We start from the raw sequence: 22,601 nt of genomic DNA, 5'->3' as shown, positions 1-22,601 counted from the left end.
TCGAGCGAGATCAGCCATCGCCCGCTCGCCGGCCTCGATCGGCGGCGGTACTGTTTCTCTCTTCGCGCTGGATTTCGATCTCACGGCGCCACTCGAGACCGATCTCATCATCCGGACGCTCGAGGCCCTGAACTCGTCCCGGAAGTCCAAACTCGGTATTACGTCCGCACGGGCCTCGGCTGACGCGCAATACCCACTCTCGAGGACGATCTACGGGAGCAGCCGGCTGATCAGCGGTCGATTCTCAGCGACGATCCGATAAACGCCCTCGCGAACGAACTCGTACCCGGGAATTTCCCGGAATAGCGGTAACAGGCCTGATGGTGGCAACCCAGTGAGTTCGTAGGCGCGTTCCATCGCCTCCCCACAGGAATAGACGGCCCCCTCGGTGACGAGGTGAGCGCACTGCTCGTACCCTTCGGGAAGGCGGTCCCGTAACTCCGCAGTCAGGTCCGAGAAGCCGACGATATCGACGGCCGCGCGGCGATCGATAAACCGCGCCGCGCGCGCGTACAGACTCCGCAATCGTCGTCGTAGATGAGCGTCGGCACAGTCATCTCAGGATCGAATTTTCTGGTCGGGACGTGGTCGGTTTCCGGAGTCACGGTTCGAACCCCCATGAGCGGTGAGGAGATCATCGATACGCCCGCTCTCCGGCCTCGATCGGGACCTCGAGCCAGTTCTCTGGCGGCGGGAGCGGGCACTCGTATTGGGCGGAATACGCACACGTCGGGTTGTACGCCTCGTTGAAGTCGAGAATCCAGTTCCCGTCGCTCGTCCGATGGCTGTCGTATTCGAGGTCGATATATCGGCCGGCCCGTAGGTCTCATCGCCGCTGGTTACGTCTTGGAATGGGACCCAGAGCCGTTCATCGTCCGGATCCGACTTGTAGGCCTGTAACGCGACATCCTCGCCGTCGATGATGAACCGGAACTCTCCCCAACGCAGGTACTCCTGCTCGCCGTCCGTACTCGTTCCGACGGTGAGCCGCTCGGGATCGTCGTACTCGTGCAGCGGGAGTTCGACCCAGTAGGTCTCATCGATCGGGTAGTACTCGAAGCCGTCGAACGACTCGCGGTCCTCGTCCGGGATCGGCGAGTGCGGATTGTCGCCGAAATACTGGTCTTTCTCCTCGCGTTGCGTTTCGATCGCTCGTCTCCAGTCAGTGGACATAGCTGAATCGATGTTAGTCGTGGTCGTCCCGCCGGTTCCTCACGGGGAGCCCGGTCGCGGCCGAGTGCCGTCGACCGGCGTGACTACTGAATTCGACTCGTTACGCGTATTGCTCGACAAGCCTCTCGAGAGTTGCGCAGTCTTGGGCACCGACCATCCGCTCGACTGGTTCGCCGTCGGCATAGAGGACGAGTGTCGGGACGCCACGAGCGCCCAGCTGTTGGGCGAGTCGCTGGTGGCGGTCGACGTCGACCGTCGCTACCGCAGCGTCTGTTTCCGCAGCGAGGGTCTCAATCGTCGGCTCGAGAATCTGACAGGGGCCGCACCAGTCGGCATAACAGTCGACGAGGACGACGTCGTGGTCGTTGATGACCTCGTCGAAGTGGTCACTCCCTTCGATATCGATTGGCTCGTCCGGACTGCTAGCCTGTCCACCGACGTCGGATGTGTCCGAGACGGATCCGTTCTCGAGGCGTTCGCGCAATTCCCGTTTTTTCTGCTCGCGGATCCGTTGCCGTTCGCCGTCGCCAGTGTCGCTCATCGATCGCAGGTACGGACTCCGCGATACTAATGGTTTTGCACATATCTAACAATACTAGGTGGTCGGTCCGTTCAGACCTTTCACCGATCTCATCGCAGATCGACGACCGACTCTCGGCTCGTTCGAGACGAGCGGACTAGGAACGAATCGTTCACAAGTCGTTTCCATCCCCTCACTACTCCTCTCGTCGCAAACGTTCACGGCGCTCCTCGAACTCCTCGTCCGTAAGGTCACCACGGGCATAGGCAGCTCTCAGTTCTTCGAGCGCGGGGTCTGTCCGTTGCACGCTGGACTGGCGAACCGCGCTGTACAGGAGATATCCGAGGCCAAGAATCACCAGTAACGGAATAATCGACATGAGGAGCCACATCCACGCGGCCCCGGTGCCATCCCACATCCCACCGTTCCACATGTGACCCCCGCCCCAGACGCCCATCATGGGAATCGCGAGCGCCATCATGAGAACCGGTAGGAGCAGGATCGCGGCGATAACGATCAACAGCGTCCGAACCAGAGAATCGTCGGTTGCCATGCGCTATAATTCGGACCCCTCGATATTGAACAGTGGGGTGGGAACCATTTACTGGGAGCAGACTAACTGTCAGCTACCGCCGAATCGATCGGTCCCCTGCGACGGCCGTTCTCGAGCATCGGGGAGAATTCCGCACGAAGGTCTCGGCCGTCTGCAGTCTCTCTTGAACTACCGATCTAAGTAGTGCGTTTAGCCGATTAGTCTGAGAAAAGTTCCAGTCTAGAATTTCTGCAGATAACTGTTCCTCGCGTATGGTTCGCATTCCGAGAAAGAGAATTATCGCACTTATCACCAGCGCCCCTCCGAAGAGAAGCGTCACGCTGAGCGTATGCAATAGTTCGATGTCGGAGGTGTGACTGATCATTTTGCTCGTCATCGAGAGACTTCTGATGAATAGCATGACGCCGAACGTCACGGTTTTGGAACCGTACTGACCCGATGGGTCCCAAGTAGCAGTTCGCTCTAGCTGGATGTGAACGTCAGATTCAGCTTTCCAGTCGTTTCTACCCGATTCAGGCTGTCCTCAGTGATTGTGATCGTCGTGGCCGTCGTCATTAGCGTGGCTATCGTTATCAGCGTGATTGTCATCATCGGTATTATCGCCGTTGAGTGTGCCCCTCACCGTCTCATTCAGACCTGTAAGCTTTTCACGAACAGCATCGGATTTCTCCGAAGGTGGTTCCTCCAGTGCGGGTTGGGCCTCCAAGTCAGGGTGACCGACGATGATGCTCCCGATCATTCCAGCCGTCTCGTGGGGGGTGCAGTAGTAATGGTAAACGCCCTCGGTTTCGAACGCGCGATCGAAAGTCGCTTCCGGTTCCGAAAGAACGCCGCTGTCCCAGGCGGCTGTCTCGTCGGGGACGAGCTGCGGTTCGTCGTTTTCCGGGTGATAGGCGGTCGTCGAGTGACTGCCGCTCTTGTTAGTCCAGTTGACGCTCCCTCCGCTCTCGACCCAAACGACGTGCGGTTCGAAGTGGTCCCCTGAATCGGTAGTGGTCATCGCCACCTCCGCTTCCGCCGAGGGGCCGTTGAGATCCTCAGTATGGCTTCCATGGTCATCCTCCTCGTGAGAATCATCGTGACCGTCCTCCTCGTCAGTCTGGCCAGCGGCATCCGAGTTTTGACCGTCGTTATTCTCCTGTTGGTCGTTCCCAGTCAAACAACCAGCAAGCCCGGTCGCGATTGCACCGCTGGTTACGCCAAGTACAGTCCGTCGAGATAGCTGGTCATTCATCGTTGTCGTCGAGATGGTGATACGCCTACTTCGCTTTCCTTATTCAGCGGATAATGTTCGATAGGTCGACTGTCTCCGAACTCAGTACCTCCCTGGTAGGCGGATTCACCGCCAACGAAGGGAAAAACACTGTCCATAACTTACGGGAACTCGTTCCCCACCCGAGGCGAAATGGTGGATCGAATTCAATGGGTCAAGAACGACTTCCGTGCAGTTCGTGCCGGGATTCCGTCATCCAGAGTGGCGTCTTCACGGCAGTTAGCAGTCCCCTGCCGGCGAATCTCGATATCACACCTCAGGCAATTGATTCGATACGCTTCTACTCCTTCCGGTAGATCGAAGCGCTTCTGTCTGAGCCGACTTCGCCGACGAATCACGGTCAACGGCACTGTCTAGCCAAAGAGCGGACAGTTCTTAGAGACGGATGCCATGGCCGCTCAAGAACTGTTTACCGTCTCTCTGGAGCCGAATCCGCTTGCGTGTTGGGACGACGAGAGCACCGCGAGCGCTCTGAGGGCGCTCGCGGTGCGGCTTCACTCGACGGGAATTTCGCTTCGTGAAACAGCCGCCGCGCTGGAGCAGTTCGGCGTGATCCGGTCACATCAGGCGGTGTGGCAGTGGGTTCACCGCACTGCGGAAACCGTCCCAGACCCGCCGACGGCAGAGCCGTCGCGGGTCGCGGTCGATGAAACCGCAGTGAAAATCGGCACCGAGCAGCACTGGCTGTACGCCGCAATCGACGTCGAGACGAAGCTACTGCTCGGTGCGGTCGTCTTAGAACGGCGAGGAACGGACCCAGCCGCCGAGTTTCTCGGCCAGCTGGCCGAGAAACACGACTTCTCGGAGACGACGTTTCTCGTGGACGGGATGGGCTATTTGACCGCGCTCGCGCGGTGCGATCTACGCGGTCACCTCGACTACGTCGACCGGAACTTGATCGAAAAGTGGTTCCAGACGCTTGCGATGCGGATCGACCGATTTCACCAGACGTGGATGGGCGGCAGAGCCAGCGCTGCGCGCTGGCTCGCCGCCTTCGTCTACTACTATAATTTCCAGCGACCAAACCAGGCGCTCAACAACCGCACGCCTGTTGAGGAGGTGCAGAATCGTTGACTAGACAGTGCCCGGTCAACTATAGTAACAACTGAAACGATTTACATGCCGATCGCACAGCTGTCGTGTGATCGGGTGTGCATTGGCTTTCAGTGGCTACTATAGCAGGAGTTCTAATAACGCGGGCTGCCACCTAAACGGCTTTCGTCACCGTAGCCTTCCGATAGCGGCGCGTACAGCGCTTCATAACCGGTCGTACCCGGAAATCGAGCTCAAGTCGCCGAGGTGCGTGCGTGCCTCGCCCAACGCTGGTCGATTATTTTGAACAGATAGTAGCCCTAGAGCGCGAGGAGGATAGAGAATCCTGGGCCGTGTAGTAACACCGACCACGACTGATCCTGATAGAAGAAGCCGATTCCGATGGCGAACACCGCGAGATTCCAGGCGAGGACGGGCCACGGTCCGACGATCAGCGGGAGACGGTTCCCGGGGACGAGTCCGTCGATACGAGCGCCGTCGAACGTGTCTGCAGCGTCCGCGGACTGACACTACCGACGCCGCTCGCACCGTTCCAATACCGGCTCATCGACATTGCACAATATTCACACAACCCTTATACCGACGCGGTCCCTATCCTGAGATAGTACAATGCCTAATTCGATGTCGGAACAACTGCAGCAGGATATGGAATGCGAAGGACTACTCGAGTGTATCCATGGGCTCAAGCAACTCGACAAGGACTGTTTCCGCGTGATGGTCGAGAGCGAGGAAGCGCTGACGATCGATGAGGTCGCCGAGCGGGTCGACCGCGAGCGCTCGACCGCGTACCGATCGATTCAGCGACTGCTCCAGAGCGGCTTCATCCAGAAAGAGCAAATCAACTACGATCAGGGCGGCTACTATCACGTCTACTACCCGACGGACCCGACCCAGATCGCGAACGATATGCAGCGAAAGCTGAACGACTGGTACGCGAAGATGGGACAACTCATCCAGGAGTTCGAGGACAAGTACGAACACGTCGAGGCCGACACCGAGATCCCCCCCAGAGCTAATCATCCAACAGCCGATACTCACTCTCACTCTTACTCTCACTCTCCTCGAACCGCTCTCGAGGTCGTCTTGCTGACAGAGTCTCCTGACGAGCGTCGGTGAACACCTCGCGAACGTGTTCGATCGCGTCCTCGTGGTCCATCTCGAGCGTCGTCTGTTTCGCGCCGATGTCATCCGGATCGGTTTGGGCGGGATCGATATGCAGTATCATTTGTGTATAGTATTGTAATTACTACGAAAACATTCCTAGATTCCGCTGCCGACACCTCGCGGCGACGGAGCGTCGGTCGCTGACGAGCCGCGGCGTCGACGGCGGCTCGAACTGGTCGGCCCTCGAGGGAGTAGACCGACGAAAAACATCACTATCGAACCCTGAGTGTCCCAAATTCGTGGTGTATCGGCTAGTCTCATTACCATTGACGGATTTGGTACTAGTCAGGGACAGCATAGCGATGGACGACACTCAGTTGACGGCTGCGATAATCGGTGGCTCCGTCTCCGGGCTCGCGGCAGCGACCGGATTGACCCGAAGAGCGGATCTCTCCCAGGTAACCGTCTACGAGCGACAGGAGTACGACGAGAAACGGGTCGACTGCGGCGAGGCGATAAACGATACGACATTGATCCCGCTCGAAAAGACGCCCGAAAACGGGTTCGTCAACGACGTCAACGGGTTCCAGCTCCGCGTGTACGACGGTACTAATCGACCACTCGACGCGCGACCATTGGCGACGTCGAACGTGAGCTGCGAGCCGGGATACATCTGTGAGCGAGACGTCGTCGAGCGACGGTGGGCGGAAGCCCTCGAAGCCAGAGGCGTCGAATTCCGGACCGGCCGATCTGTCTCGTCCGACGAGTACGCTGAGATCGTTGAGTCGCACGATTACGTCGTCGACGCGTCGGGGCAGCCGTCCCTGACGCTCAAAGCGATGGGGAGACGCAAGCGTACACGGGTGACATGGTCGCCCTCAACGCGACGGTCGAGGGCGACTTTTCGGCGTATAAGAACTGGCCGCGCATCTTCTTCGAGGGGTACGTCGGCTACGCCTGGGCGTTCCCGAAGTCCGACGGCCACGCGAACGTCGGAATCGGCTGGGCGGGCGACCGGCGACCCGACGACTACTACAGCGCACTCGAGGCCGCCGCCAAGCGAAATTCGTTCCCGGTTCCGGACCGAGCGGACGTGAACATCGCCACCATTCCAAGAGGCCCGAGCCTCGATCCCGCCCACGTGTCTCACCCCGAGGAAAACGTGTTTCTCGTGGGTGACGCGGCCGGAATCGCCAACCAATATCAGGGAGAAGGGATCTGTCAGGGGATCAGATCGGCGTACCTTCTCGCCGACCTCATCGCGAACGGGAACGAGTCCGCGTATCCGCGGAAACTGTCCGTGCAGATGCAGTCCGAGTACCGACTCGCACAACTGATGCGCGGCGTATGGATCGAACACGAAGACCCCGAGCTGTTGGCATCCGTCGCGGAAGCGCTCGACGGTCTGACAATCGACGACATCACGCGCCGACCCGCGACAGTGATGCGCCGCGTCGCGGGTCGGCCGAGGATCGCAATCGACCTAGTCGCCGACGCTGGGATGATTCGGCGTCTCTACAGAACCAGATAACTCCCCGCCGATGTCCAGCGCGTCCGGAACAGGCTCCGTGAGCACGAGGGGATTATTGCTCCGACCGCACGAAGAGGTCACCTGCGATCGATGACGGAACTCGATCCGGATCCGGAACACACCTGCTCACCGGTCGCTCCGCTTTTTCGAGGCGCCCCCTTCCGTTTATCCCTGTTTCCGACGTATCAGACACACATGGAACCCCGCGAGGCCGAAGTACGACCGTCACGGGCGAGAATCGGACAGACTCTCCGGAATGGGACAGGAGGTGTCTGAGAATGACCGATTCCGAGACGAACGCGACGTTCGATCACCTCCTCTTTCCCACCGACGGCAGTCAGGGGGCAGCCGTCGCGCTCGATCACGTCCTCGATATTGCCACCGAACACGGGTCGACGGTTCACGTCCTCAACGCGCTGGAGACGGCACTGTATAGCCCGTTTCAGATAGGCGGCGACGCCCTCAAGCAGGAGGGCAAGCGAATCGTGAAGGACACCGCCGACCGCGCGGGGGAACGCGGGGTCGAGACGGTCACCGAGGTCCGAAAAGGGAAGCCGTATCGGGAGATTATCGACTACGCAGCGGCGCACGAGATTGATCTCACCGTCATGCCGACCCACGGACGCCAGGGACTCGAGCGGTTCCTGCTGGGCAGTACCACCGAGCGAGTCGTTAGACGCGCTGACAACCCCGTGCTGACTATTCGGCCGGGCGCTGAGATCTCGTTCACGTATCCGTACCGACGCGTGCTGACCCCGAGCGACGGAAGTGAGTGTGCCAGAGACGCGCTCGAAATGAGCGTCGACATCGTTAACATAACTGGCGCGGCGCTTCACCTCCTCACGGTCGTCGACGTCGTCAGCGTCGGCGTCGACGTCCGCTCTGACATCAAGACGGCGATGCTCGAGGCGGCCGCGGAGGAGATCCTCAACGACGCGTCGTCGGTCGCGAAGACCAACGGCATCGAACCGGCTGCCGAAACGGTCGCGTACGAGTCGTCGGTCCACGAGGCGATCCACTCATATATCAAGGAGCAGGACATCGACCTTGTCGTCGTCGGGACCCACGGACGGACGGGCTTCGATCGGTACGTACTGGGAAGCGTCACCGAGCACCTCGTTCGAACGGCTCCGGCTCCCGTCCTGACAGTTCGTGAATCGACGGCGAGGAGATCGTAGTCGCGGTCGCATCGTATTCTATGTTGACCTCGGTACTAGTTTCTGACAGCGTCCTCGAGCTCCTCGTCCAGGGAATGGGGCTGCCGTCCGTCCTCCGGATCACTGGGCTCGGGGAACGCGCGACAGGAGTCGGGCGTCCGACAGCACGTCGTGACCGAGACAGGCTGTAGCGGTGTTCAGAGGGAGCGCCGACCGTCATCCGCGATCTCATCGAAGGGCGTATCGCCCCAAGAACGCGACCGCCAGCGCCGCACTCACGATTTCAAGCGGCTGTTCGTGAAACGTCAGGACGGCTGTAGCGACGATCAGGGCACCGGCGATGATAGCGTACCCGATCCCAGGGTCCCCGCCGCTCGTTGACTCGATAGGGTCGGTCCTGACGACGAGTTCGCCCCGCTCGAGTTGGCCGAAGACGGTATCGAACCGCGCCGGGGCACGCGCCAGTACGGGTGCCGATGCCCGGAGGTCGTTCCGAACGTCCTCGAGGAGCGCTTTGATCTCGCTCTCGATGACGCCCTGCTCGACGAGAAATGAACGCGTGACGGCGATGAAGTCGAACTCAGGGTCGAGGGTCCGGCAGACGCCCTCGCTGACCGTGCCGACTCGCATGAGCAACATAACGTTCGGCGGAATGCGAAACGGGAACTCGTGAAGCGTCGAGAAGAGTTCCGTGATGATCTCCCGCCAGGAGATATCGGACTGCCCCTCGAGGTTCTCGATTACCAACTCGAGGACCCGTCGAACGGCGGCCCGATCGACCGACGTGTCGAGGACCTCGAGTGCGATAAGCGTGTTCAGCAGACCGTCGACGTCACGGCGGACGAGGGCACGGTAGAGGCTCGTGATGTCGTCTTGTTCCTGCTGCGAGAGGCGCTGGCTCATCCCGTAATCGTAAATGACGAGCCGACCGTCGTCGGTCACCGCGAGATTGCCAGGGTGTGGATCCGCGTGGAAGACGCCGTCGACGAGCCCCATTTTCAGGTACGTGCGGGCGATCACCGTCGCCATCTCGGTGCGTCCGATTCCGACGTCGGCGAGGGCGCGCTCGTCGGTAATTTTCCGGCCATCGACGTGCTCCATCGCGATAATACGGCCCGAACAGAGCGCGGCGTACGCGGTCGGGACGACGATCCGGTCGTCGTCCGCGAAGTTGTCCTCGATCTCCGCCATGATCGCCGCCTCCCGCTCGAAATCCAGCTCCTCGAGAATGATCTCCTCGAAGTCGTCAGCGAGATTCTCGATTGAATACCGCTGTCGTTCGTCGGCGAACGTCAAGAGCAGCGGCACAAGACCCCTAATAACTTGCAGGTCGCGCTCGATTACCGCGGCGATCCCGGGCCGCTGGACTTTCAGGGCGATCCGTTCATCCTCGTACTCGACGGTGTAGACGAACGCGAGCGAGCCCCCAGCGACCGGCTCGAGCGTGTCAAGATCGAGGTCGTCACCGAGTTCCGATTCGACGACCGTCAGTGGATCCCCGCCCGCGCCCTCGGGGACCTCGTCCTGCAACGTCGCGAACGCTTTGACGTACGTCGGCGGGACGATATCAGGCCGCGTCGACAGCACCTGACCGGCCTTGATGAACGCCGGCCCGAGCTCGAGCATCGTCTCGGTGAGTCGTTCGGCACGGTGCCGGTGGACGTCGATCGAAACCTGTCGAGTCGGTCCGAACAGCAGAAACCGCCGCCGATCTCTGAAGAACGCAATCGCGAGCGGGAAGAACCGAAGGAGAACCTGGAGATATCGGAGATAGTACCCGTTCATCGGTCGACGGCACCGTAGTACTCGGTCGAGCGGTCGTCCATACGTCGTGTTCGAACAGCGCACACAAATATGTCATTGATCCAGTGGACGCGGCCACCCGTCGAGCTGTCTTTCACCGAACACACCGCTCGACAGCAGTGACGGTCACTGGCGAGACTCCGAGAAGATGCCCTCCTCGTTGAGTGGAATCAGTATCGTCGAGGCACGACACTTCGTACTCGATCCGTCGGTCGACAAGCGGACGTACAGCGTCTCGTCCTCGTAGTAGTGAGCGATGGGAAACGCGTACGCGGCGCTGTCGGCTGCGAGTGCGAGGGCACCAGTGTCAGTACGTTCGAGGTGGTCCTCGAGTTCTGTATCGTCCATCCCGAACGTGTAGACGAGCTCGATTCGATCCATCGAGGATTGTAGGTTCACAAACAGTATGAAGCTGTGTGCCACACGTGGTGAACGAAACACAGCCGAGTGTTCGACGAGCGATCAGTCAGCGCTCTGTTCGGACGTTCCCGACCGACCCGCTTGCAGCGGATTCGCTGCCGACCCCGACATCACCAATCGCAGATACGTGCCAGCGTTCGTCAGGAACTTGTTCTCCGCCTTCCGGAGGTGTTCCTCGTAGGTCGAGCGGGCCACCGACGTCTGCGAGGCCAGTTCTCGAAGCGACGTCTGCCGCGGCTGTTCGTAGTATCCGTTCTCCAGTGCCAACTGTAACGCTGCCAGTTGGCGGTCGGTAAGGTCCTCGAAGAGTCGATCGACCGGCGCCAACATGCTATGCGGGATTTGTTGCTCCGTGATCGCGGTCTTGGAAAGCAGTTCGATATTCCGATCCGCCTCGAGATCCTGAACCAGCGCCCGAACGTCGCTTTCGTCGAACGCAATCACCGTATAATGCTCCCAGCCCTGACGGTGAATCGTCGGGGGCTGGTAGAGACAATTGTGCGCCTCGAACCGCTCCAAGATAGACTCCTCGAGCGAACAGAGGCAGGATTGGGTGACGACATGGAGTCCCGAATCATCGATCGACTTGTGGAGGACTGTTCCGATCCCGTTGACCTCCTCGAGCAGGTCATCGGTCGGTGCCTCCGCGGAGGTGATCTCGAGCACCTGACAGTCGCTCAGGTACCACTCTCGAATAGTGAGGACCGGATAGCGTTCCGAGATCTCCCGGTAGGGACACTCGTGCTTCAATCGGAACGAGGCCTCGTACAGACTCATACACCATTGTTTGGGCTCGTTCTCATTAACGGTGCCGGTCATGTCCCGCACCACTGCTATTCCGGTCCCGTCCATACGAACAAACATCGATGACGGAAATCAGTCCGACCGAACTCAGTGATCGGTTACGCGACGACGAAGACGTACTCGTGCTCGATATCCGCCACCGGGACGACTACGAGGAGTGGCACATTCCCGACAGCACCAACGTCGACGTCTACGACGAACTGTCCGCCGACCCGGAGACGGCGACGGATGCCTTCGAAGACCTTCCGGACGTGAAAGAGATCGCCACTGTCTGTGCTGCGGGGATCATTTCGCAGACAGCAACAGATCTTCTTCGAGAGATGGGCTACAACGCCAGGACGCTCACCGACGGCATGAACGGGTGGAGTCGCGTTCACCGGAGCGCCCCCGTCCCGACCGACCTCGACGGAACGCTCGTTCAGGTCGCCCGTCCCGGGAAGGGCTGTCTCTCGCACGTCCTGATCTCCGACGGCGAAGCCGCCGTGTTCGATCCCTCCCACTACCTCGACGAGTACGATGCAATCCTCGACGAGCACGACGCCGACCTCATCGGTGTCTTCGACACGCACGCACACGCTGACCACGTCTCCGGTGGTGCGGAACTCGCCGAGCGTCACGACGTTCCATACACCCTCCATCCGAAGGATGCGCTCGCTATCGACGCGACTCCGACTGAAGACGGACAGCGGATCGAAGTCGGGACCGTCGACGTCGAGGTCATCCACACGCCGGGACACAGCGATGGCAGCGTCTCGTTCGACGTCGACGGCGAGGCGCTCATCACGGGCGATACGCTCTTCCACGAGAGCGTCGGCCGCGTCGAACTCGGCGTCGAAGCCGGTATCGAAGAGTCCGACATCGAAGCCAACGCCGCGACGCTCTACGAGAGCCTCCAGCGCCTGCTGGACCGTCCAGACGATGCGGTCGTCCTCCCGGCACACGACCCCGGATCACCCGAGCCACCGGTGATTGCGACACTCGGTGACGTCAAAGAACGAAACGAGGACCTCGGGCGTGACCGCGAGGAGTTCATCGAGACGCTCGCCTCGGACATCCCGGACCATCCACCGAACTTCGAGCGCGTCAAGCGTACGAACGTCGGGCAGGAGGACGTCCCCGACGAAGAACTGTCCGAGCTCGAACTGGGCCCTAACCGCTGTGCGGCCGAGTAATCAATGAGTGGGCAAGCTAACTTGAAACAGGGCATTCGCGAGCACCTCGGACAGTTCTCACTGCACGTCCTGCTGGTGTTCGCGACGGGGCTGACGATCGGGTCAGAGCGGACCGTCGTCCCCGTCCTCGGCGAAGATGTGCTCGGGGTCGAGTCGTTTTCGTCATCGGCTCGTTCGTCGTCTCGTTCGGCTTCGTCAAGGCGCTTCTCAACCTCTACGCGGGTAAATGGGGCGAGGAGTACGGCCGCAAGCCGGTGCTCGTGCTCGGCTGGCTCACCGCACTGCCAATCCCGGTGATCCTCATCTTTGCGCCGAGCTGGAGCTGGATCACCGCCGGGAACATCCTGCTTGGGATCAATCAGGCGCTGACCTGGAGCATGGCGATCAACGCCAAGATCGATCTCGCGAGCCCCGACCAGCGCGGGCTCGCCGTCGGCATCGACGAGGCATTCGGCTACACTGGTGTCGCGGCGGGGCATGGATTACCGGCGTCATCGCCGGCCAGACCAGCCTTCGACCGGAACCGTTCTACTTCCTCGCCGCCGTCGTGGTGCTCGCGTTCCTCATCTCGGTCTTCCTCATCAAAGAGACGGTCCAACTCGCACAGATGGAGGCCGACGACGACCACCGCGACGCGAACCTCCCGTTCAACAAGGTGCTGAAGCGAGCGACCTACGGCGACAAGACGCTGTTCGCGGCGGCCCAGGCCGGCCACATCGAGAACTTTGTGGACACGCTGTTCTGGATCGCGGTGCCGCTTTATCTCACGAGTCAGGGGCTCGCGATCCAGGCCGTCGGCGTCGTCGTCGGCATCCACAGCGCGATGTACTTCCTCCAGATCGGAACCGGGGGCCTTGCCGACCGCATCGGCCGCCGTCCGCCGGTCATCGCGGGGATGTTCCTCGCCGGCGCGGGCGTCCTCGGAATGGTGTTTGTCGACAGTTACCTCACATGGGTGGCCCTGGCCGGAATTTCCGGGCTCGGGATGGCGCTTCTCTACCCGAACCTGATGACCGTCCCCAGCGACGCGGCCCACCCGACGTGGCGGTCGGCCGGAATGGGCGTCTACCGGATGTGGCGCGACGCCGGCTACGGCGTCGGCGCGATTCTGATCGGCCTTTCGATGGAATTCGTGAACGCCGAAGCTGCGTTCTACATGACCGCGGTCTTGATGTTCCTCTCCGGTGCCGTCGTCTACGTGTGGATGGAGGAGACCCATCCCGAGTTCGGCACCCACGAACCACCGGCACCAGCACCGGAATCCCCTCATAGTGCGGCTCTCGAGGACTGAGCCACGCGGTTTCTCGATCGTCAATGCGAAACGTGCTGCCGGGTGACGCGACGGCAGTCCGATTCCGTCGGCATCCGCCGAGCGACCCGCAGTCGCCTGGCTACGCCGTCTCGACCGTCTGTCCCTCACCAGTGTCGTAGAGGACGAGAAACGATACCATCGTATCAGTGCCTTCTCCCTTGAGTGCGAGTATAAAACGACTACCCGATCGAATCCCCTCGACGCTCGATTGATGAATTGCTCTCCATCGAGAATGCAAGCTATCTCGAGGATATCGTGGACGAGCACGGCGTCGTTCCGCAGACTTCTACGGCGACCAGTGTGGACCCCGTCTGCGACTCGAATCAGTACCGAGAGCGAACGGGCAACGACTATCAATCGGTTCAGTCACGGACGACGGTGACAGAGACTGGCGACCGGTGGACGACCAACTCGGTGACGCTGCCGAGCATCAGTCGCGTCGCCTCCATTCGTCCGTGGCTGCCTATGACGATGTGATCGATCTCGTTCTCCTCGGCGTAGTCGACGATCTCGAGTGCGGGCTCGCCGACTGCGGTTTCGGTATTTAGCTCCTCGCCGTATTCGCTCGCCAGGTCGCGTGCGTCGTCGAAAATTTTCTCCTCCTCTTCGTTCGCCCGCTCGTACCACTCTTCGGAACCGTGGGGCGGTTCGTTTCTGACGTCAACGTTGGTCGGAGAACTGTACCCGGGATCCGTGGGATCGAGTACGTGGAGTGCGACGATGGAAGCATCGTCATATTCCTCGAACGCGCGCTCCAGTGCTCGCTTGGACAGCGGTGATCCGTCGACGGGAACCAGTAGTTGCCGAGACATCGAACTGGCATACCTCGCGGAGTCCCAAAATACTATCCGGAGATCCCTGAGCCAGAAGCGCACCAGGGCTCGTACGGAACGGGACATGATGTTCTGCAACACGATATCTGCGGCCCGTTCGTCACCGTTGGCTTCCCCTGACACCGGTCCCTGACCACGGTCGGCTCGGCTTTCGTCTCGAATCGGAGTCGACGCTACCGGACGACGATGACGGGGATCGGCGATCGGCGGACGACGTTTTCCGCGACGCTTCCGAGCAGGATGCGCGAAATTCCCTCACGGCCGTGGCTTCCGATGATGATCGTATCGTACGCTTCCTCCTCCGCCAGATCGACGATCTCGTGGTCGGGTTTCCCAGTAGCGATTTCGGTATCGAGATTACGGCCGTGATCCGCGGCGAGTTCGGCCGCTTCATCGAGGATATCACGTCCATTATCGCGGGCCCGGTCAGCGGCAGGAATCCGCTCTTCGGGATCCTGGAACGCCACCCAGTACCCTTCCGGAACCGGGGCGACATATAAGGCGACTACGTCCGCATCCGGAAACTTCTCGAGCGCGTACTCGAGTGCGTCTTTCGCCGGTCCAGAACCGTCGTACGGAACAAGGAGTCGGTCACTCATACGAGTCTACACGCGACCCATCGGTATAATACTGTGACCGTGTTCAAACCACCATACGACTATCGACGACATCATATTCTGCTAACCAGTATACCTATCCAGTCCCTCGAGTGGATCACTCTCGAGGCCGAGTAAGATCTGACTCGACACAATAGAAAGTCATACTGTCATTTTCATGGCGTATTACTGACTGTTTCAATTGCTTCAGTGGCAGTGACCTGCTTCTCCACTATATGTCGGTAGAGTAGCGAATATTTACAAACATACTATTGTAACAGTTGGCTACCGGAAATAAGCTATTGTCGAGACAAGTGTGACCTAATATGCTGTAATTCCGATACTATACCGATCCGAGACTTGATGTGGCCAAGCCCCACGACGATTTCTATCGTGACGGCTAGTTAACAGCGTAGCCACCACCACACAGCCTCGCCGCCAGAAAGTGGAGAAGTCGACAGTTCAAACAATTATGGGTCGATAGCCTGTCGCTGTCATCTCAGTACCAAACACAGAGCGCGCGGTCTACTTGAATCCAATGAGTGCTCCGAGACCGATAGAACTGCACTCCTGATTTATCCCACTCTCGGGAAAACGTCTATTCAATATCCGATTGACTGCTGCTCCCGACCGATATGAGTCCCGATGTCGACCGGGCAATTGGCCACGCCATCGATGCCGCCGAACGGTACGACGCCGAACTGCACGTCCTGTCCGTCGTCGACGCCGAGAGTCAGAGCGGGACGTGACGCTCGTGGACCGGATTAAAAAAAAGGGTGCCCGAACGAGAGATCACCGAGTCCGTCAAGGCAGAAGACATCACTATTGTCGGACTCGGGTCGCAGGGTACGTCGGTGTTCAAGATAGTTTCAGATAGCGATGACGAGGAGCCAGCCGTGTAATCGTCTCTAGATCGAGACCGGTCGATAACTGAAATCGGGTCCGAACGAACTGGGCAGAGCGCGGGCCGATATCCCTATGTATTCCGCATATCCATTACGAACTGAGACGATGAAAGCATTGGCCGAGCAGAGGGCAGAACACGGGATCCAGTATGCATTGCTTGCAGTGTTCGTCCTCGGAGTACGACGACGTGACCCAGGAACGGTTGCAAACGCTGTCGCCGCGGCGATCGGAGCATTCCTTCCCGATCTCGCCGAACGGGCATACAGTATCGAACTCCGTCCGTGGCAACGCATGTACGTGCGTAGCGGAATGGTCACCCACGCCGTCGGCATGCTCGGTCCGTACGACGATGTCTGGTGGTGGGATCACCTCACACATACGCACTCCTCGTCGATCCTCGGCGGCGCTGTCTTCGCGATCAGCCGGAGACGGGGTCGCGATCCCCGTCCCCGGGTCGTCGCCGCCGTCGTCTGTCTCGGACTCCTCTGGGAGACCGTCGAATATGCCATTCACACCGCGGGGAATCGCCTCGGATTCGAACCGGTTCTCGTCTCGTACGGAACGAAAGACACCGTCCTCGACCTCGGTTTCGATCTGATCGGTGCATTACTCGTGCTCGCACTCGGTGACCGCGTCCTGGGTGATCTCGAAGCCGACGCGTGATCGAATCGCCTGCCGTCGCAAGGACGTTCACGCGACAGCTTGGACTGCTTCGAGTGGAATGCTGGCTCGGTCGAACCGATACTGCTCCGACGGTGCTGACGGACCGCGTTCACGAGGATCGGACGGCACAGCGATTCCATTACCGCGACCGCGTCACGACCAGTACGGGTACGTCGACGCTCCGCAGGAGGGTCGAGGTGACGCTGCCGAGGACGTGACGACCGAGATTCGACCGGCCACGCGCCCCCATGGCGACGAGATCGATATCGGTATCGTCGACGTACTCGCAGATGCCGGCTGTGACACCTTCGAACGACGTCGTCCGCACGACGGCGGTCGTGACATCAGGGACCGCGTCTCCGATCTCCGTCGCCGCGTCCTCGACGACCGCTTTGCCGTCCGCCTCGAGTCGATCGACGAATTCGCGCTCGAGGCCGCCCGCGTTGAAGGCACCTCCCGCAGCCTGCAGATCGACGACGTTGAGCACGTGGACCGTCGATCCGTACTGTTGTGCGACCGCGGCACCGTGTTCAGCAGCGACGGTAGCGGTTTCGCTTCCGTCAGTGGGAACGAGCAGGTCGGAGTAGTCGGTCGTTGCGTCCGAGGCATTCTTCGGGACGACGAAAACGGGGACGTCGCTTCGGCGGAGGAGCTGTTCCGTGACGCCGCCGAGGAGTCGCTTTCCGAGCCCCGTTAGTCCCTGTCTTCCGACAACGATCAGCCCCGCGTCTCGTTTGGCTGCGTATTCAGCGATCCGGATCGCGGGCTTCCCCTCCGTCAGTTCCGTCGTCACTGGCTGGCCGATAGCAGACGCGAGTTCCTCGATTTCTTCGAGAACGGTTTCACCGCGCTCTCGGAGTCGCTCCTTCTCGTCGGCGGAAGTCGCGAGTCGGAGCGACTTCTGGTCGACGACATGCAAGACAGCAACAGTCGCGTCGAAAACGCGAGCGAACTCGAGTCCGCGTTCCGCCGCCCGCTCGGCCTCGTCGCTCCCATCGACGGCGATCAAAATCCGGTCGTACATGCCCCGACCTTCGATTCCCACGCTCTTCGTTCTTCGCCAGCGGATCAAGATGACGCTACTCGTCGCAGGCGTTCCGTTCGAACTGTCGTCACGCGGGCACTGCTACGGAGTTTGCAGACTCAGCGGACGCGTACATAGGGAAAACACAACTTCACGCACGAACTCGAGCGGTTCTCCGCGTTCAAGTACGACGTCATGGACGCACAATCGTTCGGAAGCGATTCCTACTGTCTCGAGTCATTTGGGAAACTCAGAGACGGAGTGTACGGTATCTGTCTCACAGGCTGGGTCAGGCGGTCACCCGTTCTCAGGTTGCGGACCACCACCTGTCTGTGCCTCTTCGGCGTCACCCCAGCCCCCAGCGTCAACGACTTCGAATAGTTTCTCCCAGTTCTCGTCCCGTTTGTCTTCGGGGAGCTGATCGCGGAGTTGCTGAAATCCGACTCTGGAACCTGCGTCCGGACGAGATCGACGATGACGCGGGCGTGGTACGCAGCCTCGGACGGGTCGTTCCCTTCGATTTCGCTCACTCGCGAAACGAACTCCCGCCAGTCGAATCGCTGGCCGTGCTCGTCGACGGCGCCGGTCATGTACCAGCGGATCTCCATCGGAAGCGAGGCCGCGAGATCCTCGGCTGCGCCGTCCGGAATCCGTTGTCCGAGCGTCACGAGCGTGGCTCTGATCGCGCGAACGGTTTCGCCCGTTCCGGGTAGCTCGAGTCGGTGCTGAACCTCGCCAGTGAATTCATCGAAATTCATAGCACTCGAGGATCACACACCGCTCAGCAGTATAAACCCCTCTCGTCGGTCGTATCAGTTGTCGTTCTGACGATGACCGGTGTTCAACGCTCGAGCGCGCGATTGCGATCGCGGCGGAGTACGACCGCGAGATCGAAACAGCCATCGAGATGGGGAGTCCCCATCACGAGATCGGCGAGTACGCCGTCGATCACAGCGTTGACCATGTCGTGATGGGGAGCCATAGCGAATCGTCAGTCACCAGCCCGTTTCTCGGCCGCGTGAGCCACGCGGTCCTCCGCCGAATTCCCGTGTCGACGACCGTTGTGCCGGGCTCGCTCTCAGAGGTGCGCGAACACAAGCTACCGGGTCAGATTCTGGTTCCGGTCGACGGATCGGAACAGTCGATCGACGCGCTGAGATATGCCAGCGACCAGTTTCCCGACGGTCGAATTACGATCTTCCATGCCGTTACCCTCCCGTTCGAGTACAGGCCGGCAGCGTTTCAGGGGACGGCCTTGGAGCAGATCGTTGAAACGCAGACCGAACGGGGCAACGCCGTCCTCGACTCGGCGCTCGAGGCCGTCGGGTACGACAACACCGAAGTCGGGACGAGATTAGTGTACGAAACACCGTCCCGTTCGATCGCATAAATGGTGGCGTCCACGGATCATTGTACTGGAGCAGCGTCGGTTCACCGCGTGTCTCGATTTCCCGTCGGGCGAGCTCCGCGAGCAGCCGAATCCGCTCCTGAGCGACGCGCTCGTCCGTCGTATACCATGAAAACTGGCGCGCTACAACCATTTGCGGCGGTTCGACGACGAGCCGAACGTCAGAGTCGGTCGGCGTCGGGGTGGTGTTGGGCATGTACGTCGACGGGAGGTAGAAAGCCATGGTCACGTCACCGCTATCGGATCCCGTTCGTACGGGCGCGTCCCTCGATCGGCTGCTCTCCCTGTTGGAGCGCCGCGAGTCGGTCAGTGAGTTTCTCGTAATACCGTTTCATTTCCTCCGACCGCTGGTGCAGTTCCCGTTCGTCGGCGTCGATCGGATAGCAGAACTCGACACCCTCAAGCAGTCTGAGAGCGGCATCGTAATCCGGGCCGGGAAGGTGCACAGGCGTAATGAACGCCCCTACTGATGGCCGCGCTGTCCCGAAACCACGTCTGATACTGTCGGACAGAAGTCACTGCAGAGTCGATCACGAAAGATCGTCCGTCGACTGTGGAGACGGACGAAGTCAGCAATCGATAGTCAACTAGTTCTGTCCGACAGTATGAGTAGCGCTCCATTTATCCCGTCCAGAACACCGCCGGGGAGCGGTTCGATACCGGCGACCATCTCATCACTGAAGTGTTCTCGTCGGAATGAGGAGACGATCGTACAGACGGCACATTCGATCGACGTGAATTCACAACTATCCGGAACACGTGTCGGTCACGGAGGACAATCGATACGAGGTCGGCTCACCAGGTGAGTTGATTAGCGCTCAATTGAGCGAACTTCGGGACGAACTCGATCTGCTCGGGTTGAACAAAGACGAGTTCGTGAACCGGTCCGTCGAGAATGTACCGGAGCCGCCTCCGAACTATGAGCGGGTAATCGAAATCAACACGGGCACGGAGTCTCCCAAGGACTAATCGGAAGCGTTGGAGCTTGAACTTAGCCCAAACAACTGCGCGGCCTGACTCACTGATTGATAGTATGATCGTGGTGATATGGTAGTGATACTACGCCTTAATATCAATTTAGGATGGTAACTGTGAATGTTGACCGTGCGTCTTGCTGATAGCTTACCGTATAGTGCAGTACATTGGACTGCTTGTCGTATTATCAGAAACCGTTTTCCACCCTTCGAATCCGGGTGGCAAGTTTATACCGAATAATCGAATACGTTTGTCATGGCCGACCGAATTCTCGTTCCGTACGATGGGTCGCCCCAGGCAACGAAAGCCCTCGAATTAGTCTTCGAAGACTTTCCGGATGCAACGGTCATGGCACTGTATGTCATCGAAATACCGGATCGTCGCTGGGCACAATTCGTAGGTCCCGAACTGCAAATACCAGTTACCGAGAAATATCAGGAATACGCAGATGACATCTTCGAAACTGCGACGGAAATTGCAACCGAGCACGACCGCAGTCTTGAAACGAACGTCGTCACTGGCAAACCGGATCACCGCATTGTCGCGCAAGCGGAGGAAGAATCAGTCGACCTGATCGTTATCGGAAGCCACGGACAAGAGGGAATCTCGCGTCTCCTGCTCGGGAGCGTCGCGGAAAACGTCGTTCGCCGATCACCGGTTTCCGTACTCGTAGTCCGGTAGATGGCGAACTATCGGAAATCACTGGAAACTAAGTTGTCTTGTAGGTGACGAAATCAGAGAAGGTAAAAGCAAGTTCGTCTCCCGTTATTCGATGGCCTCGAGAAACTCATCGAGTGTATCCGTCAGTTCATCCACTCGTTCACCCTCTTGTTCGGCAGAGTATCGAACAATGATAACCTCTTTCTGATTCGTATTACGCGCCGAATCAACTTCATTGACACCCCTCCAAATTCCGGAGACCTCTACGCGACCATGCTGAGCATGATTATACGTCTCACCGCGCTCAACCGACCGATCAGCCTCAGGGCCTGGTAGGTCATCAGGGTCATCCATACGGGGTTGTGTTACTGCTCACCGCTTATATTTGGCGTGTGTTAGTGTGCGATATGTCATATTCTGGTGAGTTAAGGAACTTTCGGCGTGTTATAGAACACATAGGTGATAGCTACTTGCTGAGAATACAGATGAAACGTGATGACAGTCACACAACCACAGATTGGATAATCTTCGCCTCGACTCGCCGAAGATGTTCGCCAATCGTTCCCTGTGACAGTCCGAACTCGGCCGCCAAGTCACGTTGCGTTGCACGCGTGGGATGTCATAGTATCCCATCGCAATCGCTGTCCGTACGATTTCTTTCTGTCGGTCCGTTAGTTGTGCCGCTGGGTCATCCATCTCTGGCTGATACTCTCCTGCCCGTTCGAGACGCAGGTCCATTTCGTCAGGGACGCTAGCAATCATCTGCTGGAGGGCTTCATCTCACCGAAAAATGTTACTTGTAGCCCGTCGGCAGTCTCTATCATCGGCCAGTCGATACTGATCGCCTCAGTATCAAAAAGATCGAGAAGAGCTGTTTGAAACGCTTCAGGCTCGTACTGGAGATATGCCAGCCACGTCTCATCACCTGTCACGGTACACGTTATGATCTTCGGATTTTCGTCTTCTATCGTTGCAAGCCGATCAGCGTTCTACCGAAGTGGATGCAGATCGTGGCAATGTTCAATCCAATCACGTACGGTGTCGATGCCGTCCGTGCGCTGATGCTCGGCCAGGATGTCCTCACTGTAATCGACGTGACAGTGTTCTCCGGTATTTGGAATACCATTGTGCCAGCGATAGTGATACTCGGTGTGTTTGACCTCGTGCTTGGTGGTATTGCCGTCATCTTGCTGCGACGCGTGTCGAGTTCACGAGTCAGCTGATTCACTAAATGGTCGTTCGGTTTCGTCGTAGACGGTCCGGTTCGGGAATTCCTCGCCTTCGGGATCCACCACTGGAACTCCCAGATGCCGTTCGGTCGAACGTCCGTCTCGTCGGTCTGATCGAGAAAGCGGTCGGGCCCCACCACTGATCGACCTGGTCGGGATCCGTCCAGGCGTCGAACACGCGCTCTCGCGGCGCGTCGAAGTGACGTTCGGCGGTCATGATTTGTCCGTTTGTTTCGATCAACGTCTCGTTCGTCGTGTTTTCGGTCATTGTCCGTCCTCGTTCGATTCGTCGCCGTCCACGAGTCGGTAGTGGAGAAGGACGATTCCGCTGTCGTAGGCCTTGGTCTCCAAGAGAGTCAGGTCACAGCCCGTCTCCAGGCGATCGAATAGTTGCGTTCCATCGTGCAGGAGAAGCGGGTCCACGGTGATTCT

The 22,601-nt window shown here is 59.3% G+C and carries 23 protein-coding genes and 8 pseudogenes; 13 read left to right on the top strand and 18 right to left on the bottom strand.

All coding sequences use genetic code 11. The annotated features are described in order from the left end of the window. Positions 1-210 precede the first annotated feature (210 nt). From K6I40_RS01220 to K6I40_RS01200, 5 genes and pseudogenes are all read right to left on the bottom strand, one after another. A pseudogene (locus K6I40_RS01220) lies at positions 211-557 on the bottom strand (DUF393 domain-containing protein). 77 nt (positions 558-634) lie between these two features. Next, positions 635-1,173: pseudogene (locus K6I40_RS01215) on the bottom strand (DUF1684 domain-containing protein). 100 nt (positions 1,174-1,273) lie between these two features. Next, positions 1,274-1,714 (bottom strand): thioredoxin family protein, encoded by a 441-nt coding sequence (locus K6I40_RS01210; RefSeq protein WP_222913282.1) that lies wholly within the window; start codon positions 1,712-1,714, stop codon positions 1,274-1,276. Positions 1,715-1,889: 175 nt separating this feature from the next. Beyond that, positions 1,890-2,246, bottom strand: a complete 357-nt coding sequence (locus K6I40_RS01205) for an SHOCT domain-containing protein (protein WP_222913279.1) — start codon at positions 2,244-2,246, stop codon at positions 1,890-1,892. 523 nt (positions 2,247-2,769) lie between these two features. Continuing rightward, positions 2,770-3,480, bottom strand: coding sequence for a plastocyanin/azurin family copper-binding protein (locus tag K6I40_RS01200; RefSeq protein WP_222913277.1), 711 nt, complete (start codon positions 3,478-3,480; stop codon positions 2,770-2,772). A 429-nt stretch (positions 3,481-3,909) separates the two neighbouring features. On the opposite strand from K6I40_RS01200, the gene K6I40_RS01195 reads away from it, so the two are divergent. The 4 genes from K6I40_RS01195 (at position 3,910) to K6I40_RS01180 (ending at position 8,385) form a co-directional block, all read left to right on the top strand. After that, a complete protein-coding gene (locus tag K6I40_RS01195; protein ID WP_222913274.1) occupies positions 3,910-4,593 on the top strand; it encodes an IS6 family transposase in 684 nt (227 codons plus the stop codon). Positions 4,594-5,181: 588 nt separating this feature from the next. Beyond that, positions 5,182-5,688: a helix-turn-helix domain-containing protein gene (locus K6I40_RS01190; protein ID WP_255681411.1), complete on the top strand. Its 507-nt coding sequence runs from the start codon at positions 5,182-5,184 to the stop codon at positions 5,686-5,688. An 856-nt stretch (positions 5,689-6,544) separates the two neighbouring features. Next, positions 6,545-7,207 carry a hypothetical protein gene (locus K6I40_RS27625; RefSeq protein ID WP_255681410.1) on the top strand — a complete coding sequence of 221 codons (663 nt, stop codon included), beginning with the start codon at positions 6,545-6,547 and terminating at the stop codon, positions 7,205-7,207. Between the two features lie 278 nt (positions 7,208-7,485). Then, positions 7,486-8,385 carry a universal stress protein gene (locus K6I40_RS01180; protein ID WP_222913271.1) on the top strand — a complete coding sequence of 300 codons (900 nt, stop codon included), beginning with the start codon at positions 7,486-7,488 and terminating at the stop codon, positions 8,383-8,385. Positions 8,386-8,592: 207 nt separating this feature from the next. Here K6I40_RS01180 and K6I40_RS01175 read toward each other — a convergent pair whose 3' ends face one another. From K6I40_RS01175 to K6I40_RS01165, 3 genes are all read right to left on the bottom strand, one after another. After that, positions 8,593-10,149, bottom strand: coding sequence for an AarF/UbiB family protein (locus tag K6I40_RS01175; protein WP_222913268.1), 1,557 nt, complete (start codon positions 10,147-10,149; stop codon positions 8,593-8,595). Positions 10,150-10,293: 144 nt separating this feature from the next. Then, the gene (locus tag K6I40_RS01170; protein ID WP_222913266.1) at positions 10,294-10,548 is read right to left on the bottom strand and encodes a pyridoxamine 5'-phosphate oxidase family protein; all 255 of its coding nucleotides are present in this window, start codon (positions 10,546-10,548) and stop codon (positions 10,294-10,296) included. A gap of 81 nt (positions 10,549-10,629) precedes the next feature. Then, a complete protein-coding gene (locus K6I40_RS01165) occupies positions 10,630-11,364 on the bottom strand; it encodes a helix-turn-helix domain-containing protein (protein WP_222913264.1) in 735 nt (244 codons plus the stop codon). A gap of 89 nt (positions 11,365-11,453) precedes the next feature. Between K6I40_RS01165 and K6I40_RS01160 the strand changes: the two genes are divergently transcribed. Further along, complete coding sequence (locus K6I40_RS01160; RefSeq protein WP_222913262.1) at positions 11,454-12,563, top strand: MBL fold metallo-hydrolase; 1,110 nt, start codon at positions 11,454-11,456, stop codon at positions 12,561-12,563. Positions 12,564-12,566: 3 nt separating this feature from the next. Further along, a pseudogene (locus K6I40_RS01155) lies at positions 12,567-13,854 on the top strand (MFS transporter). A gap of 383 nt (positions 13,855-14,237) precedes the next feature. On the opposite strand, the gene K6I40_RS01150 reads toward K6I40_RS01155, so the two are convergent. Both K6I40_RS01150 and K6I40_RS01145 read right to left on the bottom strand, forming a co-directional pair. Then, positions 14,238-14,687, bottom strand: coding sequence for a universal stress protein (locus K6I40_RS01150; RefSeq protein ID WP_222913260.1), 450 nt, complete (start codon positions 14,685-14,687; stop codon positions 14,238-14,240). A 194-nt stretch (positions 14,688-14,881) separates the two neighbouring features. Continuing rightward, positions 14,882-15,307, bottom strand: a complete 426-nt coding sequence (locus K6I40_RS01145) for a universal stress protein (protein ID WP_222913258.1) — start codon at positions 15,305-15,307, stop codon at positions 14,882-14,884. A gap of 632 nt (positions 15,308-15,939) precedes the next feature. Here K6I40_RS01145 and K6I40_RS01140 point away from each other — a divergent pair. Both K6I40_RS01140 and K6I40_RS01135 read left to right on the top strand, forming a co-directional pair. Continuing rightward, positions 15,940-16,044: pseudogene (locus K6I40_RS01140) on the top strand (universal stress protein); the annotation flags it as partial. Positions 16,045-16,315: 271 nt separating this feature from the next. Beyond that, on the top strand, positions 16,316-16,873 hold the full coding sequence (locus tag K6I40_RS01135) for a hypothetical protein (RefSeq protein ID WP_222913256.1): 558 nt from the start codon (positions 16,316-16,318) through the stop codon (positions 16,871-16,873). 139 nt (positions 16,874-17,012) lie between these two features. Here K6I40_RS01135 and K6I40_RS01130 read toward each other — a convergent pair whose 3' ends face one another. Next, positions 17,013-17,897: a universal stress protein gene (locus K6I40_RS01130; RefSeq protein ID WP_222913253.1), complete on the bottom strand. Its 885-nt coding sequence runs from the start codon at positions 17,895-17,897 to the stop codon at positions 17,013-17,015. A gap of 297 nt (positions 17,898-18,194) precedes the next feature. Then, positions 18,195-18,655, bottom strand: a pseudogene (locus tag K6I40_RS01125) (DUF2267 domain-containing protein). 149 nt (positions 18,656-18,804) lie between these two features. Here K6I40_RS01125 and K6I40_RS27620 point away from each other — a divergent pair. Beyond that, positions 18,805-19,287, top strand: coding sequence for a universal stress protein (locus tag K6I40_RS27620; RefSeq protein WP_255681409.1), 483 nt, complete (start codon positions 18,805-18,807; stop codon positions 19,285-19,287). Here K6I40_RS27620 and K6I40_RS27615 read toward each other — a convergent pair. Next, positions 19,274-19,567, bottom strand: a pseudogene (locus K6I40_RS27615) (heme-binding protein); the annotation flags it as partial. The gene K6I40_RS27620 and the pseudogene K6I40_RS27615 overlap by 14 nt on opposite strands. Here K6I40_RS27615 and K6I40_RS01115 point away from each other — a divergent pair. From K6I40_RS01115 to K6I40_RS01110, 3 genes and pseudogenes are all read left to right on the top strand, one after another. After that, positions 19,527-19,775 (top strand): hypothetical protein, encoded by a 249-nt coding sequence (locus K6I40_RS01115; protein WP_222913251.1) that lies wholly within the window; start codon positions 19,527-19,529, stop codon positions 19,773-19,775. The pseudogene K6I40_RS27615 and the gene K6I40_RS01115 overlap by 41 nt on opposite strands. A gap of 280 nt (positions 19,776-20,055) precedes the next feature. Next, positions 20,056-20,274: pseudogene (locus K6I40_RS27610) on the top strand (MBL fold metallo-hydrolase); the annotation flags it as partial. 261 nt (positions 20,275-20,535) lie between these two features. Next, positions 20,536-20,961 carry a universal stress protein gene (locus tag K6I40_RS01110; protein WP_222913249.1) on the top strand — a complete coding sequence of 142 codons (426 nt, stop codon included), beginning with the start codon at positions 20,536-20,538 and terminating at the stop codon, positions 20,959-20,961. Between the two features lie 84 nt (positions 20,962-21,045). On the opposite strand, the gene K6I40_RS01105 is transcribed toward K6I40_RS01110, so the two are convergent. The 3 genes from K6I40_RS01105 to K6I40_RS27600 all read right to left on the bottom strand — a co-directional run bounded on the left by K6I40_RS01105 (position 21,046) and on the right by K6I40_RS27600 (position 21,872). Next, positions 21,046-21,294: a hypothetical protein gene (locus K6I40_RS01105; protein ID WP_222913247.1), complete on the bottom strand. Its 249-nt coding sequence runs from the start codon at positions 21,292-21,294 to the stop codon at positions 21,046-21,048. A gap of 148 nt (positions 21,295-21,442) precedes the next feature. Continuing rightward, positions 21,443-21,532 carry a helix-turn-helix domain-containing protein gene (locus K6I40_RS27605; RefSeq protein ID WP_255681408.1) on the bottom strand — a complete coding sequence of 30 codons (90 nt, stop codon included), beginning with the start codon at positions 21,530-21,532 and terminating at the stop codon, positions 21,443-21,445. Positions 21,533-21,698: 166 nt separating this feature from the next. After that, the gene (locus K6I40_RS27600) at positions 21,699-21,872 is read right to left on the bottom strand and encodes a hypothetical protein (RefSeq protein WP_255681451.1); all 174 of its coding nucleotides are present in this window, start codon (positions 21,870-21,872) and stop codon (positions 21,699-21,701) included. A 45-nt stretch (positions 21,873-21,917) separates the two neighbouring features. On the opposite strand from K6I40_RS27600, the pseudogene K6I40_RS01095 reads away from it, so the two are divergent. Further along, positions 21,918-22,163: pseudogene (locus tag K6I40_RS01095) on the top strand (ABC transporter permease); the annotation flags it as partial. Between the two features lie 4 nt (positions 22,164-22,167). Here the strand turns inward: K6I40_RS01095 and K6I40_RS01090 are convergent. Together K6I40_RS01090 and K6I40_RS01085 are read right to left on the bottom strand one after the other, a co-directional pair. Then, entirely contained in the window at positions 22,168-22,437 is a 270-nt protein-coding gene (locus tag K6I40_RS01090; protein ID WP_255681407.1) for an SRPBCC domain-containing protein, read from the bottom strand. Next, positions 22,434-22,592 carry a hypothetical protein gene (locus K6I40_RS01085; protein WP_222913244.1) on the bottom strand — a complete coding sequence of 53 codons (159 nt, stop codon included), beginning with the start codon at positions 22,590-22,592 and terminating at the stop codon, positions 22,434-22,436. The genes K6I40_RS01090 and K6I40_RS01085 overlap by 4 nt, the downstream gene beginning before the upstream one ends. Positions 22,593-22,601 lie beyond the last annotated feature (9 nt).

It is taken from the genome of Natrinema sp. SYSU A 869, assembly GCF_019879105.1.
GTDB lineage: Archaea > Halobacteriota > Halobacteria > Halobacteriales > Natrialbaceae > Natrinema.
Note: the sequence above shows the minus strand (reverse complement) of the source record. Positions and strands in the feature narration are given on the sequence as shown.